At 64.5% G+C, this 17803-nt stretch carries 16 protein-coding genes, 2 pseudogenes and 1 riboswitch; of the genes and pseudogenes, 7 read left to right on the top strand and 11 right to left on the bottom strand.

Annotated features, from left to right (window positions below):
* Positions 1-402 precede the first annotated feature (402 nt).
* Complete coding sequence (locus tag MKL20_RS30860) at positions 403-999, top strand: HGGxSTG domain-containing protein (RefSeq protein ID WP_147907646.1); 597 nt, start codon at positions 403-405, stop codon at positions 997-999.
* Positions 1000-1710: 711 nt separating this feature from the next.
* Here the strand turns inward: MKL20_RS30860 and MKL20_RS30855 are convergent.
* From MKL20_RS30855 to MKL20_RS30835, 5 genes are all read right to left on the bottom strand, one after another.
* On the bottom strand, positions 1711-2424 hold the full coding sequence (locus MKL20_RS30855; protein ID WP_147907647.1) for a recombinase family protein: 714 nt from the start codon (positions 2422-2424) through the stop codon (positions 1711-1713).
* Between the two features lie 404 nt (positions 2425-2828).
* Complete coding sequence (locus MKL20_RS30850) at positions 2829-4397, bottom strand: PepSY-associated TM helix domain-containing protein (protein ID WP_244039877.1); 1569 nt, start codon at positions 4395-4397, stop codon at positions 2829-2831.
* The gene (locus MKL20_RS30845) at positions 4394-4693 is read right to left on the bottom strand and encodes an iron transporter (protein ID WP_244039876.1); all 300 of its coding nucleotides are present in this window, start codon (positions 4691-4693) and stop codon (positions 4394-4396) included. Before MKL20_RS30845 ends, MKL20_RS30850 begins: the two co-directional genes overlap by 4 nt.
* 22 nt (positions 4694-4715) lie before the next feature.
* On the bottom strand, positions 4716-6956 hold the full coding sequence (locus tag MKL20_RS30840) for a TonB-dependent siderophore receptor (protein WP_244039875.1): 2241 nt from the start codon (positions 6954-6956) through the stop codon (positions 4716-4718).
* A 769-nt stretch (positions 6957-7725) separates the two neighbouring features.
* Positions 7726-7926 (bottom strand): hypothetical protein, encoded by a 201-nt coding sequence (locus MKL20_RS30835; RefSeq protein ID WP_147907654.1) that lies wholly within the window; start codon positions 7924-7926, stop codon positions 7726-7728.
* A 431-nt stretch (positions 7927-8357) separates the two neighbouring features.
* On the opposite strand from MKL20_RS30835, the gene tsaA reads away from it, so the two are divergent.
* Both tsaA and MKL20_RS30825 read left to right on the top strand, forming a co-directional pair.
* On the top strand, positions 8358-8852 hold the full coding sequence (tsaA, locus tag MKL20_RS30830) for a tRNA (N6-threonylcarbamoyladenosine(37)-N6)-methyltransferase TrmO (RefSeq protein ID WP_147907655.1): 495 nt from the start codon (positions 8358-8360) through the stop codon (positions 8850-8852).
* Between the two features lie 100 nt (positions 8853-8952).
* Positions 8953-9783, top strand: a complete 831-nt coding sequence (locus MKL20_RS30825; RefSeq protein WP_187193608.1) for a substrate-binding domain-containing protein — start codon at positions 8953-8955, stop codon at positions 9781-9783.
* A gap of 24 nt (positions 9784-9807) precedes the next feature.
* Here the strand turns inward: MKL20_RS30825 and MKL20_RS30820 are convergent, their stop codons facing one another.
* The 4 genes from MKL20_RS30820 to MKL20_RS30805 are packed head-to-tail and all read right to left on the bottom strand — an operon-like array spanning position 9808 to position 12452.
* Positions 9808-10272 (bottom strand): hypothetical protein, encoded by a 465-nt coding sequence (locus MKL20_RS30820; RefSeq protein ID WP_147907657.1) that lies wholly within the window; start codon positions 10270-10272, stop codon positions 9808-9810.
* Positions 10273-10319: 47 nt separating this feature from the next.
* Positions 10320-10529 (bottom strand): molybdopterin-binding protein, encoded by a 210-nt coding sequence (locus tag MKL20_RS30815; RefSeq protein WP_147907658.1) that lies wholly within the window; start codon positions 10527-10529, stop codon positions 10320-10322.
* 37 nt (positions 10530-10566) lie between these two features.
* Positions 10567-11346: a molybdate ABC transporter substrate-binding protein gene (modA, locus tag MKL20_RS30810; RefSeq protein WP_147907681.1), complete on the bottom strand. Its 780-nt coding sequence runs from the start codon at positions 11344-11346 to the stop codon at positions 10567-10569.
* A gap of 50 nt (positions 11347-11396) precedes the next feature.
* A complete protein-coding gene (locus MKL20_RS30805) occupies positions 11397-12452 on the bottom strand; it encodes an NAD(P)-dependent alcohol dehydrogenase (protein ID WP_147907682.1) in 1056 nt (351 codons plus the stop codon).
* A 169-nt stretch (positions 12453-12621) separates the two neighbouring features.
* Between MKL20_RS30805 and MKL20_RS30800 the strand changes: the two genes are divergently transcribed.
* The 3 genes from MKL20_RS30800 to MKL20_RS30790 all read left to right on the top strand — a co-directional run bounded on the left by MKL20_RS30800 (position 12622) and on the right by MKL20_RS30790 (position 14536).
* Complete coding sequence (locus MKL20_RS30800; RefSeq protein WP_147907659.1) at positions 12622-12990, top strand: winged helix-turn-helix domain-containing protein; 369 nt, start codon at positions 12622-12624, stop codon at positions 12988-12990.
* A gap of 64 nt (positions 12991-13054) precedes the next feature.
* A complete protein-coding gene (locus MKL20_RS30795) occupies positions 13055-14272 on the top strand; it encodes a DUF2325 domain-containing protein (protein ID WP_147907660.1) in 1218 nt (405 codons plus the stop codon).
* Between the two features lie 117 nt (positions 14273-14389).
* Complete coding sequence (locus MKL20_RS30790) at positions 14390-14536, top strand: hypothetical protein (RefSeq protein ID WP_187193609.1); 147 nt, start codon at positions 14390-14392, stop codon at positions 14534-14536.
* A 196-nt stretch (positions 14537-14732) separates the two neighbouring features.
* Here the strand turns inward: MKL20_RS30790 and MKL20_RS30785 are convergent, their stop codons facing one another.
* Positions 14733-16172 carry an IS1182 family transposase gene (locus tag MKL20_RS30785; RefSeq protein WP_244039874.1) on the bottom strand — a complete coding sequence of 480 codons (1440 nt, stop codon included), beginning with the start codon at positions 16170-16172 and terminating at the stop codon, positions 14733-14735.
* Between the two features lie 390 nt (positions 16173-16562).
* A riboswitch (cobalamin riboswitch) is annotated at positions 16563-16772 on the top strand.
* Between the two features lie 110 nt (positions 16773-16882).
* Between MKL20_RS30785 and MKL20_RS30780 the strand changes: the two are divergent.
* A pseudogene (locus MKL20_RS30780) lies at positions 16883-17671 on the top strand (TonB-dependent siderophore receptor); the annotation flags it as partial.
* 17 nt (positions 17672-17688) lie between these two features.
* On the opposite strand, the pseudogene MKL20_RS30775 reads toward MKL20_RS30780, so the two are convergent.
* Positions 17689-17803, bottom strand: a pseudogene (locus MKL20_RS30775) (IS5/IS1182 family transposase); the annotation flags it as partial.

Genomic DNA, 17803 nt, shown 5'->3' with positions numbered 1-17803 from the left:
CTACTATGATCATCACGCGGAAAGAGGCAGCGACAGTTTCTCGTACAGAGTTAAAATCACCCCCCCAAACACCCCAAACCCCCATTTGGCGAGGGTATGGTCGGCCATGATCGCCGCGGTCAATGCTTAGAGCCTGTTTGTCCCTGATTTCGAACACACCGTGTGCATGGCCCATTTGGGCTGCCGGCGCACAAGCGCCAACCTATCTGTTGGTCTGTGCAACTTCGCCTTTGAGACCCGGCGCTAGGTCGACGCCATAGCGGTCACCTCGATTCGAAGGAGCAGGGCCATGCGGAAGCGGTGGGCCGCCGCGAACTATGGGGCGCTCCGGGGACCAGCGGACAAAATATCCACTTGCCGGCGAGTCGGCGGGGTTACCGCCATACCTCATGAGGTCGTGCCATGAAGCGACGTTCGCCAACCACAAGCGGCAAGCCGAGGAAGGCAACCGCTTGGTCATACTCAGCCGAGTTCCGCGCGATCGCGAACGCCGCGCTGCGGCGGTTTAACGCCGAACGGCACCTGCACCCGATCTGCGGTGCGATCGCTAAGTCCACCGGCGAGCCCTGCCGGCAGATGCCTGCCAAAGGTCGCACGCGTTGCAAGCTGCACGGAGGAGCCACGCCGCGCGGCGACGGCGCGGCCGGCTGGCATACGCCCGGGTATCCTGCTGGCTTACCGACCGGCAAGCCGCGCAGCGACGCCTACAAGGCCTGGAAGCGGCGCGAGAAGCGCGCACGGTGGGCGACTATGACGCCGGCGGAACGTGCTAGCCATGAGGACTGGCATCGGACCCACAAGCCTGGCAGCGCGAGCGAGCGAGCGCGTACGCACCGCAACCGTGAGGCGCGCCGATGGCTCAAGGGCTTGATGAACGAGGCGCCGCGCCCGTCGACCCCGCAGCAGGCCGAGCTAGCTGCACTTCGGGCGAAAGCCCAGGCGCTCCTCGAACGTCTCGACGCCGAAAATGAATTTCCAAGCAGCGGTCTATTCGACTGAATCAATTGCTAGCTAGATAGCTTGGCCCAGGAAACTGATTATCAGACAAAATGTCTTGCGCGCCCTCGTCCGAAAAGCGCCGGAGCCGCACAAATCCTACCGGCAACCTTTAGGCGCTTCGCGCAAGTGCGGTGTTAAAGCGCGATCGTCTGGCCAGCACGACGTTCGGCCTGACGCTGTGCGATCGTACGGCACTCAGCTCGGCGCTCCTCGTCAAACCTCGGCTGTAGGCTTGCCCAGATAGCGCTCATACGCGCGTTTCGACTTTTCGGTGGAACGAATGGCAGAGCCGCCCATTCGTCCAGCACCCAGTTAGCGAAATAGATCACGGCACGGCGGTCATCCCGCAGCTTAGTTGTTTTTCTACGGCTACGCCTGCCCTCGACCCAATGTATGTAGAATGTTCCATTACTATGCCTCTTAAGAAATGGCATCATTGCTCGCTCCCTTTAAACTAACAAGACCAATTTTCCGAACGCCCAACAAATAAAACAAATCGCACGTCAAGTCAAATAAGACACGCTGTCTGATATTGATGATTAGTCATCAGACAGATCAGACAGACTAAACACAAGAAGATCTGTATAGTAGGTGTTTGCGAGAAACTGGGCGGCATCAAGCAGATGTACTGCGTCAAAAAGCAAGGAGTTGGGCAGCACTCCCGCAAAATGTCGAATAGGTGAGGGGAGGGGGGCCGCTGTGATCAGCCGGCTATACGACTTGGCTGGCTGAGGCGCCTAATCCTCTATTGAGCTCAAGGCGGCTTCGCAGCCTCCTTACGGCCGTTGGCGTCCATTTACCGCTTCCGCTGGGCGTCGGAACCCCTTCGCACTCCAATAAGACGGCAACAGCGCGCAGTGACGCTGCACCTGTTGGATCGAGGCGTATTAGGATTGGCGCGAGAGCCTCAGCTTGAGCGTTGGCATTGCGTCCGCGGACAGCACGAGCCTTAGCGGTGTCCGCAGCCGTGCCTGCCCGGCCCCGGAAGCCGCCGAGTTTTTGCCCTCTCGCTTTAGCGGCAGCGAGAGCAGCCTTCGTACGGGCGGAGATCATCCGACGCTCTTCCTCGGCGACCACAGCCATGATGCCGACGGTCATCCGGTTCGCCGACGGCATGTCACAGGCGACGAAATCGACGCCCGCCTTGCTTAGGCCCAGAAGGAAATGAGCGTCGCGGGCCAGCCGATCGAGCTTGGCGACCACGAGCGTTGCGCGGTGCGCACGGCACAAGGCCAGCGCGCGGGCCAGCTCCGGCCGCTCACTGTTTGCACCGCTTTCGATCTCGACCACCTCGGCGATCAGGGTCCAAGCCCCTCCGTTCAGAAAGTCTGTGACGGCCGAGCGTTGCGCTTCCAGGCCGAGCCCAGATCGACCCTGCCGATCGGTACTGACACGCAGGTAAGAGATGAAGCGGCCGGAGATCATGCTTGAACTGTATCGCACTATGCATCGGACGTTGCTTATAATGATACACCAACGATCGAGGTCAACTCTGATCGAATGAGCATGCTCGAGTTAAGGGGCATCTGCATCTCGGGGTAGCCGCCCCCCGGGTATACCCGCACGGCAATGCGTCAGCCCTCGCCGGACCCGCGGACAAAATCGCACTGGTCAGGGTGTTTCGGACAAAATGTCCGACACACATTCAATGTCTTGTCATGACCGAAAGCCGCCGGCCCGCTTCGGGGAAGCAGCGCCGGAAATGCGGATAGGCTCCTACCGACCCTTCCCAGTCGTTCAGGACGCTTCGATGCATACCCGTAAGCAGCCATGGAAGACGGCGAGGCCGCGGCGTCGCCGTTCTTACCCGCCGGGCACTGGCATTACTTTCAGATCGACGACCGTGATCCGATGCCTACTCGGAGAGCGTTTTTTCTCAGTCGCTGCGGGGCAGCTCGACGGCTGGTCAGAGCGTAAGCAGCGAACCCGAACCCGACCGCGACGCAAAAGCTGACAGTATCAAAGGCTAAGAACACCGTGTCGCCTTCGCGCAAGCTCGCGAGGTAATGACGGTCTGTGGTCACACCGCCGACGATCGGGACCGCAAGAAACCCGGCGGCGGCTGTCGTCAGCGCGACGGTCCATGCCCGGGCCGGCGCAAGGAACAGCGCTAGAAGGACAGTCAACAACCACCCCGCGAAAAAAGCCTGCACTTCGGCCTCAGGCCGGACCGGCATCTCGGCGGGCAATAGCCGATTGGCCAGAAAGTAGCACGCCACGGCGATCGGCAGGCCAGCCACGGTGCCGATGTTGAGCGCGTGGACAAGCCGGTGGCCCAGCGGCATTCGCGCAGCAGAGTTGGGCTTGGGTAGACGCGCTACGGTCCACAACACCAGGCCGGTCGCCACCATGGCGCAGCCCATCAAGCCTGACAGGAAGAACAGCACGCGCAGTGGCCAGGGTGCGAAGTGCGCCTCGTGCAGACCGACCAATGTCCCATGCACCGTGGTCGCGGCGCTGGCCGGCATGGTCGTGCCGAGGGAGGATCCGGTCACTCCATCGAAGCCGACCGCTGGGTGGAGATGAGCCAAGCCCTCGGGCTCATCCATCGTTACCACCACCGTGCTCCGCGCGTCGCGGGGGTTGTGGATCGCGATGAAGGTGGCCTCCGAGCCGGTGAGGCGCATCGCCTCGCGGATCATCGGTCCGAGCGGCGCCAGCGTCCCCGGGGCATGTGCGGGAGGACGAGCCGCGATCGTCTGGCCGCGGTCCTGGAAGTACCGCTCGCGGTCGCCGCGGTAGGCCGCGTCCACCCCCCAGGGCATGTACAGCAGCATCAGCGTGACGAGACCGGTGTAGGTAATCATCAGATGGAACGGCAGCGCCAGTACGCCTGTGACGTTGTGGGCGTCGAGCCACGCGCGCTGCGGCGCCTTCTTGGGCCGGAAGGTGAACAGGTCGACGAAGATCCGCCGGTGCGTGACGATCCCACTGAGCAGGGCAATCAGCATCACCATGGCGCAGCCGCCGACGATCCAGCGTCCCCACAGGAGAGGCAGGTGGAGTTCGTAGTGGAACCTGTAGAGGAAGTCGCCACCACGGGTGTCCCGCGCGGTGAGCGCAGTACCGGTCGCCGGGTCGAGCAGCACGACCGAGAACGGGGCTCCGGGGCCGGTACGCCAGACGATCCGGGTCGCGGGAGTCTCCGCGGTTGGCAGCGTCATGAACCACGCCCGTGCGTCCGGGGCGCGCTCGTGCAGGGCATCGACGGCGCGCTCCGCGGCGATCGGAACATCGACCGCGTGACCGGCGTGGAGTTCCGGCCGCATCCACTGCGAGATCTCGGTGCGGTAGTAGCTTAGGGTGCCGGTGAGGAAGACCGCGAACAGCACCCAGCCGACCACGAGCCCGGACCAGGCGTGCAGCCACGCCATCGATTGCCGGAACGTCGCCTTCATCCAGCTCCTCCGTGCAGCGTCCAGACGAGACCGCCGAGCACGACGGCCGGCAGCAGCAGGCCGAGCGCGGCGATCGCGAAGCGGCGGGCCCCGAACGTCCAAAGCACCGCCGCTGCGTAGACGGCGAAGCTCAGTAGCGTCGCCGTCGACGCGGCGTCAGCCCGACCCATCGGCAGGGCGAGCGCTAGCGCCGCGGTGAAGAGACCTGCCAAACCATAGCCGCCGAAGACCGCCAGGGCGATCCGGGCAGTGACCGCGAGCCGGATGTGAGTTGTCACGGCGAGGTTGGCCGCCATAACGCGGAGACCGCCGGGCGCCTCACCACTTGTAGCTCGCGCTGGCGATCACCCTCCGCGCGTCGCCATAGTAGCATCCGCTGCCGGTCGAGATGCAGGACGCCACGTAGTGCCGATCGGCCACGTTCGTGGCGTTGATCGCGAAGCGCCAGCCATCGCGCACGTAGTGCACCTGTGCGTCGAACAACACGACCTCTGGCACGGTGAAGTAGTTGTCGACCGAGGCGTAGGACATGCCGATGTAGCGCACGCCTCCGCCGAAGCCGAAGCCGGCCAACGGTCCGGTCGGGATCGTGTAGTCCGCGAACGCCGAGGCGAGGGTCTGCGGGGTGTTGACCGGGGTCTTGCCGATCCTGGCGGCCGAACCGTCTGCGACCGTCTTCAGGTCGTAGCTCGTGAACGACGCGGTGACGTTGAAGTCGGGCGTGACGTTGGCCTGCAAACCCAGCTCGACGCCGCGCGAGCGCACCGCGCCGATCTGGATCGTGTTGTTGATGTTAGTCGGGTCCGTCGTCGACACGTTGGTGCGGATCAGGTCGAACACCGCGGCTGTGGCGAGAAGCTGCGAGCCTGGTGGCTGGTACTTCACGCCGGCCTCGTACTGGTCGCCGGTCTCCGGCTTGAACGGCTGGCTGAAGAAGTCCGTCCCGATCACCGGATTGAAGAACGTCGCGTAGCTCAGGTAGGGGGCGAGTCCGAAGTCGAAGTCGTAGACGATGCCGTAGCGCTGGGTCGCCGCGTTGGCGTGCTGCTCGGTGGTCCGGCTCGTCAGCTTGTTGAGGACGTCGTTCTCGGTGAAGTCGCCCCGTCCGCTGGCGATGATGCTGAGTTCCGGGGTGATGTGGATCTGGTCTTGGGCGTAGATGCCGAGCTGCTGGAAGGAGGTGCCCGTGACGCTGAAGGGTGTCGGGATCGGGGTGGGCACCCCGTAGACCGGAGCGCGGAAATTGATCCGCAGCGCCGGCAGGTTCGCGGTGGTCGAGCTGCGCGCGCTGGTGCCGTCGAGCTGGGCCTGCTTGTAGTCGAGCCCGAACAGCATCGTATGGCGGAACGGTCCAGTGTCGAAGTGGGCTTCGAGCTGATTGTCGACGTTGAACAGGTTCTCACGGCCAGCGGATTGTGAGCGGTAGCGGTTTAGCACCGTCTGGTTCGTGCCGGCGACGTAGCTGCCGGAGATCAGGGTGTTGTCGTAGCTCTCGGTGAACGAGTAGCGCAGGTTCTGTCGGAAGGTGAACACGTCGTCGAAGACGTGTTCGAACTGGTAACCGCCATAGGCTTGCGTGCGTCGGAAGCGATTGGCTTGCGGGTCGTTGATGTTGACGTTGAGCGGGATGCGCAGGCCGAGTGCCTGCGGACGCACCGTGCCGACGTAGGGCAGGAAGCCGCCGATGCGGCCAGTCTCATCATGTTGGAAGCTCGTCAGGATCGTGAACGTGGTCGCCCCGTCCGGCTTGTAGGTGAATGCCGGAGCGATGTAGCCGCGGTTGTCGTCGGTGCCGTCGAGCTGGGTGCCACCGTTGCGGCCGAGGGCGGTGAGCCGATAGAACCAGTGACCCTCCGCGTCGGCGGGACCGCCGATGTCGAAGGCGAGATACTTCTGCCCGTAGGAGCCGCCGCCGGCCTCGACGTAGCGCAGCTCCTCCAGCGGTGGCCGCTTGCTGATCAGGTTGACGAGGCCGCCCGGGCCGCCTTGTCCGAACAGGACGGCCGCAGGCCCGCGCAAGACCTCGATCCGCTCCAGCCCGAACGGATCGACCTGAAACGTACCGTTGCCGTACTGCAGGAGCTGTAGACCGTTGAGGTATAACCCGGTGTCCTGCGCGGTGAAGCCACGGATCAGGTAGAAGTCGATGCGGCTGCCTGGTCCGTAGGTGCCGCCGTAGACACCCGGCACATACTTCAGTGCCTCGGGCACGGTGAGGGCGCGCTGTGCGTCGAGCTGCTGGCGTCCGACCACGGTGATCGACTGCGGGGTCTCGATGAGTGGGGTATTGGTTTTGGTCGCGGTCAGCGACCGAGTGGGCACGAAACCGTCGATGGGGCCGAGCGGATCCTCCTGGCGGCGCCCGCTACCGCCCTGGCCGGTGACGCTCAATTCCTCCAGTACGACGCCGGCTTGTGCGGTTTGGTCGGCGGGGTTGCGCGCCCGCGGTCGCGGCGGGGTTGCGTCCTGTGCCCGTGCGGCACCGATCGCGATCGGTGCGAACGGCAGAGCTTGGATCAGGATGCTGAGCGAGACGCCCGCGAGGGTGAGGGCGCGCACAGCGCCTCGTTGTGCCTGATCTCGACGCATGAACTCCGTGTCTCCCGCGCGCTGCGGGCAGCCGCCCGCGTTCGCCGGGAGGAGGCCCGGCGGGGATGCAGATCGCAGATTAGAAAGAAGCTAAACTTCTGTTTTATTTGATATTTATGTCGCCGGGATAGGCGCGATCACGAACGCGTGCAAGGCCAACAACGGCGGCTGCTGTGGGCCGTGGCCAAAACAGCACAGCCAAAAAGCCGGACGCAGGGCGGAGGTGAAAACGAACGCAACGATGGTGTCCGCTTCTTTCAACGAATCCCCATAAGCGGACCGTCGCAAAACCACCCAACCCGGCCGTTCACCGGCGCCTGCCAACGCGGCTGATGCCGTCCGAAAGCTGCCCGTCCGGTTTCTGGCAAACCGTGGCTCGAAGAAGACATACACGCCTGACCGAGCGTTTTACCGGCGTTTGAAAGTCCGACATATTTTCACGACAAAATGTGAGCTGGTCTGGTCGGGCTCCTGAAGGTTGGGACGACCCGTCGGAAATCCGGTCGAATTGCCGACATGGTCGCTCACGCTACTTAGCGTTGAGTTTCAATGGAGCTTGCTTATTGGAACGGCTGCGCTGGACCTTGGCGGTCTGAATGGACGCTAGCCGGTGTGAAATCCCGCCTCGTACTGAGCCTCCGATCGGCTCTGCCGATCCGCAGCCATGACAATACGGCAATAAAAAAGGCCAGCCCGGAGGCTGGCCCTGCTTTCCCCTGGGGGATGCGACGAGAACGGTTTACTCGGCCGCAGTCATCTCTGCGGTGAAGTGTCCACACCAGTCCTCGGACGAGACCACCGGCCACAGCCCCTTCGACTCCGGCGCCGGCTGGCTCACAGGCGGGTTGAAACGGCACAGACCGGCATCGCCCTGTGCGGCGGCGCCATTGCCCTGGTGCTCGTCGAAGAACTTGCAGCTGTCGCAGTGCGCGCTGGCCATATCGGTGCTCCTATCTGACGGTCGACCCGCTCTGTTGCGAATTAGAACAGATCCAATCTGAGGGGTCAACGACGGCGGCATCGGCGAGTTCCGGCCTTGCTGATGGCTGCCTGTGGATGACACCCGCGTGGAATGGCTATGAAGGCCACCTCTCCTGCCTGCGCGCCCGAAGCGTTCGCGACACTGCACGGCGTGCAGCGGGGTGAGTACGTGACGACAGGCGGGCGCAGGCTAGTTCCCTGCCACCCACACGTGAAGCCTTGGCGGGGCGGTCGTGTGAGGGTCGGTGCGTTGCGAGGGAGCTGGACACCGCGAGCGCCGGCCCATGGCCGAGGATCTCGCAATCGGACATCCCGCCAGTGTAGTTTGGCGTTGCGGTGCTGGCGTTAGCCCAGTGGCCTGGGTCGGGCGTCCATGGGAGAAGGCTTTCCATGGTGCGCCTCAATGAAATCAGAGCCGGCGAAGTTGCAGTCGCCGCGCCCGCGGCCGATGATGCTGGATTGGTCTACATCGGCCGTATCCACACGCCCTGGACCGATCGTCTCGCTTGCCCACGGCAAGGTCGTCTGGACGGTCCATCCTGCCGCATCGAAGTGTTCGAGCCTTGGGTTGCAGCTCTTGACGGACTGGAGGCCTTCGCTCGGATCGAGGTGTTGTACTGGCTCAATGCGTCCCGACGTGACCTCGTGCACCAGAGCCCGGCCAACGATTGCACGACGCGGGGCACCTTCGCGTTGCGCTCGCCGGTGCGACCGAACCCGATAGGCACATCGATTGCCACGCTCGTCGCGATCGAGGGCAACATCCTGACGGTACGCGGCCTCGACTGCCTCGATGGGACGCCGCTCCTCGACCTCAAGCCTGACCGGACCCTGTTCACGCCGATAGCCCCACCGCAGCCGGGTGATTTCGAAACTGAGGGCTGAGCCGGTGGTCGCGCGCGCGCCTTCACTGCGGGGATGACGTTGGTCATATCTCGGCTATATCCGTTCGGACATAACGACGCCGCATCATCTGGAGCTGCTGTTGTCCCTCGCGCGCTATTCGCTTCCCACCCGCCTCCTCAGCCGCGCTGCACTCCTCGGTGCCCTGGCTCTGGTGCACGTGTCCGCTGCACGAGCGGAACCAGTGCGGGTCTACGCCGCCGGTAGTCTGGTGGCTGCGCTCAAGGACGTGATCGCCGCCGCCGGCATGCCTGCCGAAGCGGTGGCCGCCCCGACCTTCGGACCTGCAGGGCTGCTGCGCCAACGTCTCGAAGGTGGCGAGACGGCGGATCTCTACCTCTCGGCCGATCTCGCTGGGCCGCGCCGACTCGCGGAGGCTGGCAAGGCGAAAGCCGTCGTGCCGTTTGCCCGCAACAAGCTGTGCGTACTCGCCCGTGCCGACCTCGGCCTGACCCCCGACAATCTCCTCGACCGCCTGCTCATGCCCAATCTGCGCCTAGCGACCTCGACGCCCGGCGCTGATCCAGGCGGCGACTACGCTCAAGCCGTGTTCGACCTGGCCGAGGCCGTCCACCCCGGTGCCAAGGCGACGCTGGACAGAAAGGCGTTGAAGCTACTCGGTTCGCCGAACACGATGGTACCGGTGGCCGGGCGTAGCCCCAGCGCGACGGTGTTTCTGGGCAACAACGCCGACGCCCTGTTGTACTACTGCAGCGGCCAAAGCGGCACGATGAAGGAGGCTCCAGGCCTCAGCCTAATCCAACTGCCGCCGAACCTATCCGTGCCGGCGACCTACGGCATGGCGCCGCTGACCGACAATCCGGACGCAATGCGGCTCGCGCTTTTCCTCGTCTCCGAGAAAGGTCAGGCGATCCTCGCCCGCCACGAACTCGGACCGATCAGCGAACCGTGAAGGATTCGTTGCGCCATCGCATGGCTACTCGGCTTTGAGGAGGTCGAACTTGATCTGTGGGCCTGCTGCGCGGCTGATCTCGATCGTCACCGGGCCGGCATCGAGAGCGAAACGCACGCTCTTACGCACGCCCGGGCAGCCCGTCTTGCCGCTGTGGGCCGCAGGCTTCAGGGTCGACCGGCCATCCTGGCTGACATCGATCCAGGCCTCGTCCGAGAGCGTCACCTGATAGGTACCCGCAGCCGGTACCGTGGCCGTCACGAAGCCTGAGAACGTATCGGGCTTCGCCGGTCTCTCGGACGGGACGGGTAGCGCGATCTCCGCAGCAGGCTTCAGGGTCAGCTGCGCCGCGCCAGCCTCGCTCGACAAAGCCGATCCGGACGCCAGGGTGGACAGGCTCGGCGCAGCGAATGCGGTCTGCTCCCGCGCTATCGACCATGCGAAGCTCGCACAGGCCGGTGCGTCCTCGGCCGTAGCCGAAGTGACCAAGATGGCTACCAGTCCGGCAGTGAGGATAGCGCGGGAGATGATCATCGTCAGTCGACCGCGATCATGACGTCGGAGGCCTTCACCACCGCGTAGGCCTGGCCACCGACCACGAGCTTCAAGCTGTCGACCGCCTCGTTGGTGATGGAGGAGGTGACCACTTGGCCGGGGCTGATCTCGATTTTGACGTGCGCCGTGGTGGCGCCCTTGTCGACCGAGACCACCGTGCCCTTGATGACGTTGCGTGCGCTGATCTTCACGAGATTCGCCTTCCTACTGAGCCCGATACGGGACCGGTCACTGCTTGCCGCCCTCGATGACGCTGAAGCCCTGGGCCTCGAAGAAGGGCTTAGCCGCCGCGCTCTGGAGGTAGTCCAGAAAGCGCTGCGCACCCTCGCCCTTCGCGTCCGTGGTGACGGCGAACGGGTACACGACCGGCGGGTGGCTGTCCGCTGGGAATACGCCTACGACCTTCACGCCAGGATCGGAGCGGGCATCGCTTTCGTAGACGACACCGAGCGGGACCTCGCCGCGCGAGACCAGCAACAGGGCAGCGCGCACGTTGTCGCTCGGTGCGAGGCGAGGCTGGACCGCGCTCCAGAGGCCGAGCTTCTCGAAGGCGACCTTGGCGTACTTGCCGATCGGCACCGAATTGACCTCGCCCGTGGCGAGCCGACCATCCGGACCCAGCGCTGCTGAGAACGCCTCCGGGGTGAAGGCGACTGCGCTCTCCTTCGCATCGCGTGGCGCGATCAGGACCAGGCGGTTGCCGAGTAGGCTCACTCGGGTGTTCGGACGGATGAGGTTCTTCTTGGCGAGGTAGTCCATCCATTCGAGGTCGGCCGAGGCGAACAGGTCAGCAGGCGCACCCGCCTCGATCTGGCGGGCGAGCGCCGATGACGCTGCATAGCTCGCCTTGAGTTCGACGCCGGTCTGCGCGCTGAACGCCTTGCCAGCATCGTCCAGGGCATTCTTGAGGCTCGCGGCAGCAAACACGGTCGCGGTGTCGGCCGCCTGCGCCACGCCGGCAGCGAGGAGCAGGGCGGCAACGAGGCCGGAGCGGATCAGGCTGCGCATGCGGATACGGTCCTTGAGGGGGCTGCGGTGGATGTCGGGCTGGGGATGGCTCAAGCCGCTTTCGGAAGCGATGCCATATCGATGACGAAGCGGTATTTCACGTCGCTCTTGAGCATGCGGGCGTAGGCGGTCTCGATCTGGTCGATCGGGATCATCTCGATGTCCGAGGTGATGCCATGTTCGGAGCAGAAATCGAGCATTTCCTGCGTCTCAGCGATGCCGCCGATCAGGGATCCGGCGAAGTTGCGCCGCCGCCAGATCACGCTGAACACCTGCATCGGCAGGGGTTTCTCGGGCGCCCCGACCTGAACCAGCGTGGCGTCACGCTTGAGCAGGGCGAGGTAGGCGTTGATGTCGTGCTCGGCCGCGACCGTATCGAGGATGAAGTCGAAGCTCTCGCCCTGGGCGGCCATGGCGTCGGCATCCTTGGAGATCACCACCGCGTCGGCCCCGAGCCGCTTGGCGTCGGCTTCCTTCCCCGGCGAGGTCGTGAACAGCGTCACCTGCGCACCCATGGCGTGAGCGAGCTTCAGGCCCATGTGCCCGAGTCCGCCAAGACCCACGATACCGACCTTCTGACCCGGCCCGACTTTCCAGTGGCGCAGCGGCGAGTAGGTCGTGATGCCGGCACACAGCAGCGGGGCGACGCCGGCGAGATCGAGGTTTTCCGGGATGCGCAGGACGAAGTGACTGTCGACGACGATGTGGCTCGAATAGCCCCCGAAGGTATGGCCGCCGGTCTGCGACTCGGGACCGTTGTAGGTGCCGGTAAAGCCCGGCTCGCAGTACTGCTCTAGGCCTTCGCGACAGCTGGAGCACTCGCGGCAGGAGGCGACCATGCATCCGACGCCCGCCAGATCGCCTGGTTTGAAAGTCTTGACCTCGGCACCGACCCGGGTGACCCGACCGACGATCTCGTGACCGGGCACGCTTGGGTAGAGCGTACCGCCCCACTCATCGCGGACCGTGTGCAGGTCTGAGTGACAGACGCCGCAATAGACGATCTCGATCTCGATGTCGGATGCGCCAGGATCACGACGCTCGAAGCTGAAGGGCGCGAGCGGCGTTTCGGCGCTCTGGGCAGCGTAGCCGGTGCACTGGAACATAGTCTGGACCTGGAAGAACGAGGAGCGCATGGACAGGGGCTGGGCAAGCACCCGTCCCGTCACCCGGCTATATACAACCAGATACAGCGTCGGAAAGGGGCTCGATCTTGCCCAGCACGATCGCGTTCAAGCCGCGTTGTGACGAAGCTGGAGCGTCTGAGAAGGTCCGATGGCAAGCCTGAGCATCCGTATCGACGTTGCACCCGGCAACCGCATCGGTCCGGGTAAGGTGCAGCTCCTGGAGATGATCGCCGAGCACGGCTCGATATCCGCCGCCGGGCGGGCGCTCGGTATGTCCTACCGCCGGGCTTGGATGCTGGTCGAGGCGATGAACAGCGGTTTCGGACGGCCGGTGGTCGAGGCTCAGATCGGTGGCAAGGCGGGAGGCGGCGCGCGCCTGTCGACCCTCGGAGCGGATCTGGTCGCGCACTACCGCGCGATCGAGCGTGCCGCTGATCGAGTTGCAGCCCCATTCCTCGACCGGATTGTCGCCTCTGAACGGAACGCGAACGACGAGCCACCCACGGCCTCCCTCTAGGCAAGCCGGTTGTTTTTGGACAGAGTGCTGTATCTGAACGGATATAGCGCCTGCCGAGACGCCGATGCCGCCCCACGCCTACCTCGACGGTCCTGCCCTGCGCGCTCTCGCGGCAGCCGGCCACCCACCATTCGTGCCGCCCGCCGTCGACCCGGCTGACAAGCCGCGCGATCGGATCTGGGAGCTTGCCGAGAACCTGCACTGCTCGATCGTCGGCACCTGCCTGACCAACGCCGAGGCTCGCGCGATCCTGGCCAAACTCGGCCGTGCTGACGCGCGGACGATCAGCGAGCACCGGCTGCACGGCGAGATCGTCCAGATCGCCGGCCGCAAGGATGGCGGTGGTCGACTGCTGCAGAAGACGCTGGACCGGCGGCACGAGCGCGAGATCGAACGCTTCGACGAGGCCCGCACAGCCGATGCGGTACGGGCCTTATGGAAAGTCTCCCTGGAGCGCGGCGAGATCCCAGGCGCTTACTGGGCGGCGATTACCCATCCAGCGACCGATTGGCCCCTGGTGCAGGATATCTTTGGGGAGGTGCATATGCTCTCCCACCTCGTCGGTCAGTCGAACCGGGCCGACATCCGCCGCCTGCGCCATCTCGAAGATGAGTTGGGACGACGTGATGAAGCGCTCGCAGCACGGGACGAGCGCATCATGGCGCTCATGCGCGAGCGCGACGATCTCGGGAAGCGCACCCAGGCGATCGAAACTGAGCGCCTCATCCCGGCGACTACGGCTGTCGAGCCGCCGTCCACGCGCGGCCTTGAGGTGCGGCTGGCCCGGGAGACTGCGCATGCGACTGCGTTGGAGGAGCGGCTTGCAGTGCTGGCTGGCGCAGCCGAACGCCTCAGCGCTGATCTCGCCGCGGAAATAGCCCGCCGCTCAGCCGCAGAAAGGGAACTGGCTGCCCTCGAAGCGGCGCTGGATGAGCCGAGAATAGATACTGCCGATGGCCGAGCATCAGGACGGCTCGACGGGCGGATCATCCTCTATGTTGGCGGTCGGCAGCGTCAGGTGGCCAATCTCCGCCGCTTTGTGGAGGCTAAGGGCGGCAGGCTGCTCAACCACGACGGCGGCATCGAGGACAACCTGTGCCTCCTGGCGGGGCTGGTTGGGCAAGCGGATCTAGCGGTGTTCCCCGTGAGCTGTGTCAGCCACGAGGCGAGCCTTCACCTGAAACGATACTGCGAAGCTCAGGCCAAGCCCTTCCACCCGGTGCGGAGCGCGGGTCTCGCGAGCTTTATGCACGTCGTCATGTCGCTGACGAACTCGTCGTAGCCGATCGAGCAGATCGCTCGAAGGCCACAGGCAAGTTGAAGGAAGATACCAAGGTCATCTCATCGTCGCGCAGCTTACATAGGCCGCTCATCAACTTGCCAGATATGATAGAACTACGTGACAGATTGGTTTGAAGATCCAGACGACGACGGTCGTGCGTCCACCAAAAGTGAGAGCTGGATGCGGCTATACATCACGGCGGCACTGATCGGTATGGGTGTGCTCGGCGTGATCGGCACGATGCTGCATATCTTCCCAGCGTGAAGCCCAGAGTCTGCTCACGACCCAGGCCGTGTCAAAACGCCGGGAATGGGCTTTGTGCTCGGGTGCCCCCCACTCTTGCGAGAATGGGCGTTCCATCGCTTGGAGCGAGCTTTTGTGGTCGAGCGACAATCCGTTTGCGTTGAAGGCGCTGTTGGACGGCTTTTCAGTCCCTCAGTGAGCGATCCAAGGCTCTTGCTCAGGCGGGGATGGCTGCCAAGAGCTTCCGGCTTCCCAGGATGTTGAGAACACGCGTCAGATTGTAGGCCAGGACCTGGAGTGCCATCTCCGTCGAGACGCGCGGCAGGGTCTTGGTCAGGAAGTGCGTCGCCCCCATCCGCGCCTTCAGCGTGCCAAAGGGGTGCTCGACCGTCTCGCGCCGGACCCGCATGGCCAGCGGATCGCCGTCCAACCGGCGCTGCACGGCCTCCAGCACGTCCTCGTGCTCCCACCGTGTCACCCGGCGCTCCTTGCCCGTCGTGCAGTCCGCCTTCATCGGGCAGGTCGGGCAGACGTTCGTCCAGTAACGATGCAGCGTCAAACCATTCTCGACCGAGGTGTGCCGATAGGACAGCGTCTGACCCGCTGGACACAGGTAGGTGTTGTCTTGGCGACGGTAGAAGAAGTCTTCCTTACCGAAGCGCCCGGCCGCCTTCGCGCCCGAGGTCATCGGCCGGGGCAGCGTCACGGTGATGCCGGCGCGTTCGCAGGCCAGGATCTGTTCACTCGAATAGTAACCCCGGTCGGCCACCGCATCGAGCGTGTCCGCCTCCAGAGCCTCTTTGGCCCGTGCGGCCATGCCGCTGAGCTGCGCCCGGTCCGAGCCGGCATTGGTGACCGCGTGTGCGACGATCAGATGATGCTCGGTCTCGACCGCCACCTGGACGTTATAGCCCACCACGCCCGAGCCACGCCCGCTGGTGGCCATCGATCGCGCATCGGGATCGGTCAGCGAGACCTGCCGGTCGGGCGCCGCCTTCATCTGCTCCTCCAACCCCGCCAGCCGCTCCATCTCCTGCCCGAGTCGAGCGATCTTCTCCTTCAGCCGCTCCACCTTGGCTGCCAGTTCCGGCGTGGGGTCCTGACGATCGGCCGTGTCGAGCTGCGAGAGGTAGCGTGACACGCTCTCCTCGATCTGCTGGCGACGCCGGTCGAGCTTGCCTTGCGTGAAGTTGCGGTCGCGATTGTTGACCGCCTTGAACTTCGAGCCGTCGATCGCGACGCACGTCCCCGTCAGAAGGCCCATCGTGCGGCACAAGGCGACAAAGCGGGCACAGACGCGTCCGATGGCGGAGCCGTTCTGCCGACGGAACTCGGCAATGGTCTTATGATCGGGCGACAGCTGGCCGGTCAGCCACATGACCTCGACGTTGCGGCCCGCCTCGCGCTCCAGCCGTCGGCTCGATGGGACCCGGTTGAGATAGCCGTAGACGTAGAGCTTCAGCAGGGCGGCCGGATGGTAGCCCGGTCGACCCGTCCGTGCCGCATCGACGCCCGCAAAGCCGAGCGCGCCGAGTTCCAGGGCCTCCACGAAGGCATCGACAACACGGACAGGGTTGTCCTCAGCGATCCAGTCTTCCAGGCAAGGCGGAAACAGCGTCGTCTGATCGCGCTCGGCACCGACAACAAACCGTCCCATGCCGTCCTCCGCTCGTGCAGAGGAAAGCTACCACTATCGGGGTTTTGACACAGCCAGGACCCATTCCAGAAGGCCGAAAGGTCTGCTTCCAGGCAGTACGGCGGGCTGGCTTTGGTAGCTCTTGGCCGAAAGCTGCCGGTCCGCTTCGGAGACGTTCCACCGGATAAGCGGCCCTCCACCTACCCAAACTCGCCGTACACGTCCGCTGGCCCACTCCTTTCTAAGCGGACGTTCATCGTCGGATTGAGCAGGTTGCAACGCCCTTTCGGAACAGCTGGATCGTGCCGCTGCCGTTGTGGCGTAATAGACACATCCACAGGCTCAAACAGCTCACCTACGTCGTGCCCCCAAGCGTGGGTTTCTACTCCGTTGACTTGTCGTCTCAAAAAGTGCCGGTGGAACCGTCAAGGTTCTCACGGTCCCGTGATCGTGAGCTAAGAGGGAATTCGGTGAAGCCTGCAAGGGCGAGACCGGAGCTGCCCCCGCAACTGTGAGCGGTGAGCCGCTGCCGAACATGACCACTGGCATCTCGTGCTGGGAAGGTCAGGCAGAGGTGATGACCCGTTAGCCAGGAGACCTGCCTTGGCGGTTGTTTTGGTCTCGCGGGCGGGGTGTCCGGTGGGTCGCCGTTCGACGCGGGTCCATCAGACCTTCATCGCGCACGCGCGCTCCATCGACATGCGGCCCCGGCAAGCGGTGGGGCTCGCCCGATGGTCTTCGTTCTCCAGTTTCCTCGTTGGCGACAACGCCGCCTCTCGCGCCTCCTTCGTAGGAGTACGTTCCTTGCGGCTGGCCTACTGACATCCGAGGTGCAAGCCCAGGACGCGGCGGTCGCCCTGGACACACTCTCGATCGAGGCTGACGCAGGTAAACCCGTCCACCCGGACGTCCTCGGTCGCTCCGTCGACGCGATCAGCCTGATCGGGCCAACCCCCGGCTTCCGTTCCGACCGTGCGGTATCGAGCACCAAGACCAACACCCGCCAGCTCGATGTCCCGCAGGTGGTCACGGTGGTGCCGCGCGAGCTCATCACCGACGTCAACGCCACGCGCGTCGACCGCGCCTTCGACTACGTACCCGGGCTCACCCAGACGAATAACTTCGGCGGCCTCGGCACATTCGCGTACGCCATCCGCGGCGTGACAACGGCCGAGGTCTACCGCAACGGCCTGGCGACCAACCGCGGCGGCCCGCCACCGCTCATCGACACCCAGAACATCGAGCGGATCGAGGTACTGAAGGGGGCGGGCGGCGCCCTGTTCGGTCGCAGCGACCCCGGTGGCCTGGTCAACATCATCACCAAGCAGCCCACCGCCACCCGCTTCGTCGAGATGGGCGGGCTCTGGGGCTCGTTCGAGCAGTTCCGCGGCACCGTCGATTCCGGTGGTGCCCTCAACGATGAGAAGACGCTGCTCTACCGCTTCAACTTCGCGGGCGGGAGCCAGAACAGCTACCGCAATTTCGTCGGCGACGACCGGCTTTTCATCGCGCCCGTCCTCAGAGTCCGTCCGAGAAGTCAGGGTGATCGGGCGAGGCGTCTGACGAGGATCATGACGGCGGCGGCGTAGAGGAAGGCTCTGGCGGAGGCGAGGGTCGCTTCCGCATCCTTCCAGAGGCGCCGGTTGCGGCTG

This window comes from Methylobacterium sp. E-066, assembly GCF_022829635.1.
Taxonomy (GTDB): Bacteria; Pseudomonadota; Alphaproteobacteria; order Rhizobiales; family Beijerinckiaceae; genus Methylobacterium.
The sequence above is the reverse complement of the archived record's forward strand: the minus strand, read 5'-3'. Positions and strand labels throughout refer to the sequence as shown.

Excerpts from the sequence above, each read along its gene's own strand:
- MKL20_RS30860 (WP_147907646.1), top strand. The coding sequence starts at position 403 with ATGAAGCGACGTTCGCCAACCACAAGCGGCAAGCCGAGGAAGGCAACC.
- MKL20_RS30855 (WP_147907647.1), bottom strand. The coding sequence starts at position 2,424 with ATGATCTCCGGCCGCTTCATCTCTTACCTGCGTGTCAGTACCGATCGG.
- MKL20_RS30850 (WP_244039877.1), bottom strand. The coding sequence starts at position 4,397 with ATGAAGGCGACGTTCCGGCAATCGATGGCGTGGCTGCACGCCTGGTCC.
- MKL20_RS30845 (WP_244039876.1), bottom strand. The coding sequence starts at position 4,693 with ATGGCGGCCAACCTCGCCGTGACAACTCACATCCGGCTCGCGGTCACT.
- MKL20_RS30835 (WP_147907654.1), bottom strand. The coding sequence starts at position 7,926 with ATGGCCAGCGCGCACTGCGACAGCTGCAAGTTCTTCGACGAGCACCAG.
- tsaA (WP_147907655.1), top strand. The coding sequence starts at position 8,358 with ATGGTGCGCCTCAATGAAATCAGAGCCGGCGAAGTTGCAGTCGCCGCG.
- modA (WP_147907681.1), bottom strand. The coding sequence starts at position 11,346 with ATGCGCAGCCTGATCCGCTCCGGCCTCGTTGCCGCCCTGCTCCTCGCT.
- MKL20_RS30805 (WP_147907682.1), bottom strand. The coding sequence starts at position 12,452 with ATGTTCCAGTGCACCGGCTACGCTGCCCAGAGCGCCGAAACGCCGCTC.
- MKL20_RS30800 (WP_147907659.1), top strand. The coding sequence starts at position 12,622 with ATGGCAAGCCTGAGCATCCGTATCGACGTTGCACCCGGCAACCGCATC.
- MKL20_RS30795 (WP_147907660.1), top strand. The coding sequence starts at position 13,055 with ATGCCGCCCCACGCCTACCTCGACGGTCCTGCCCTGCGCGCTCTCGCG.
- MKL20_RS30785 (WP_244039874.1), bottom strand. The coding sequence starts at position 16,172 with ATGGGACGGTTTGTTGTCGGTGCCGAGCGCGATCAGACGACGCTGTTT.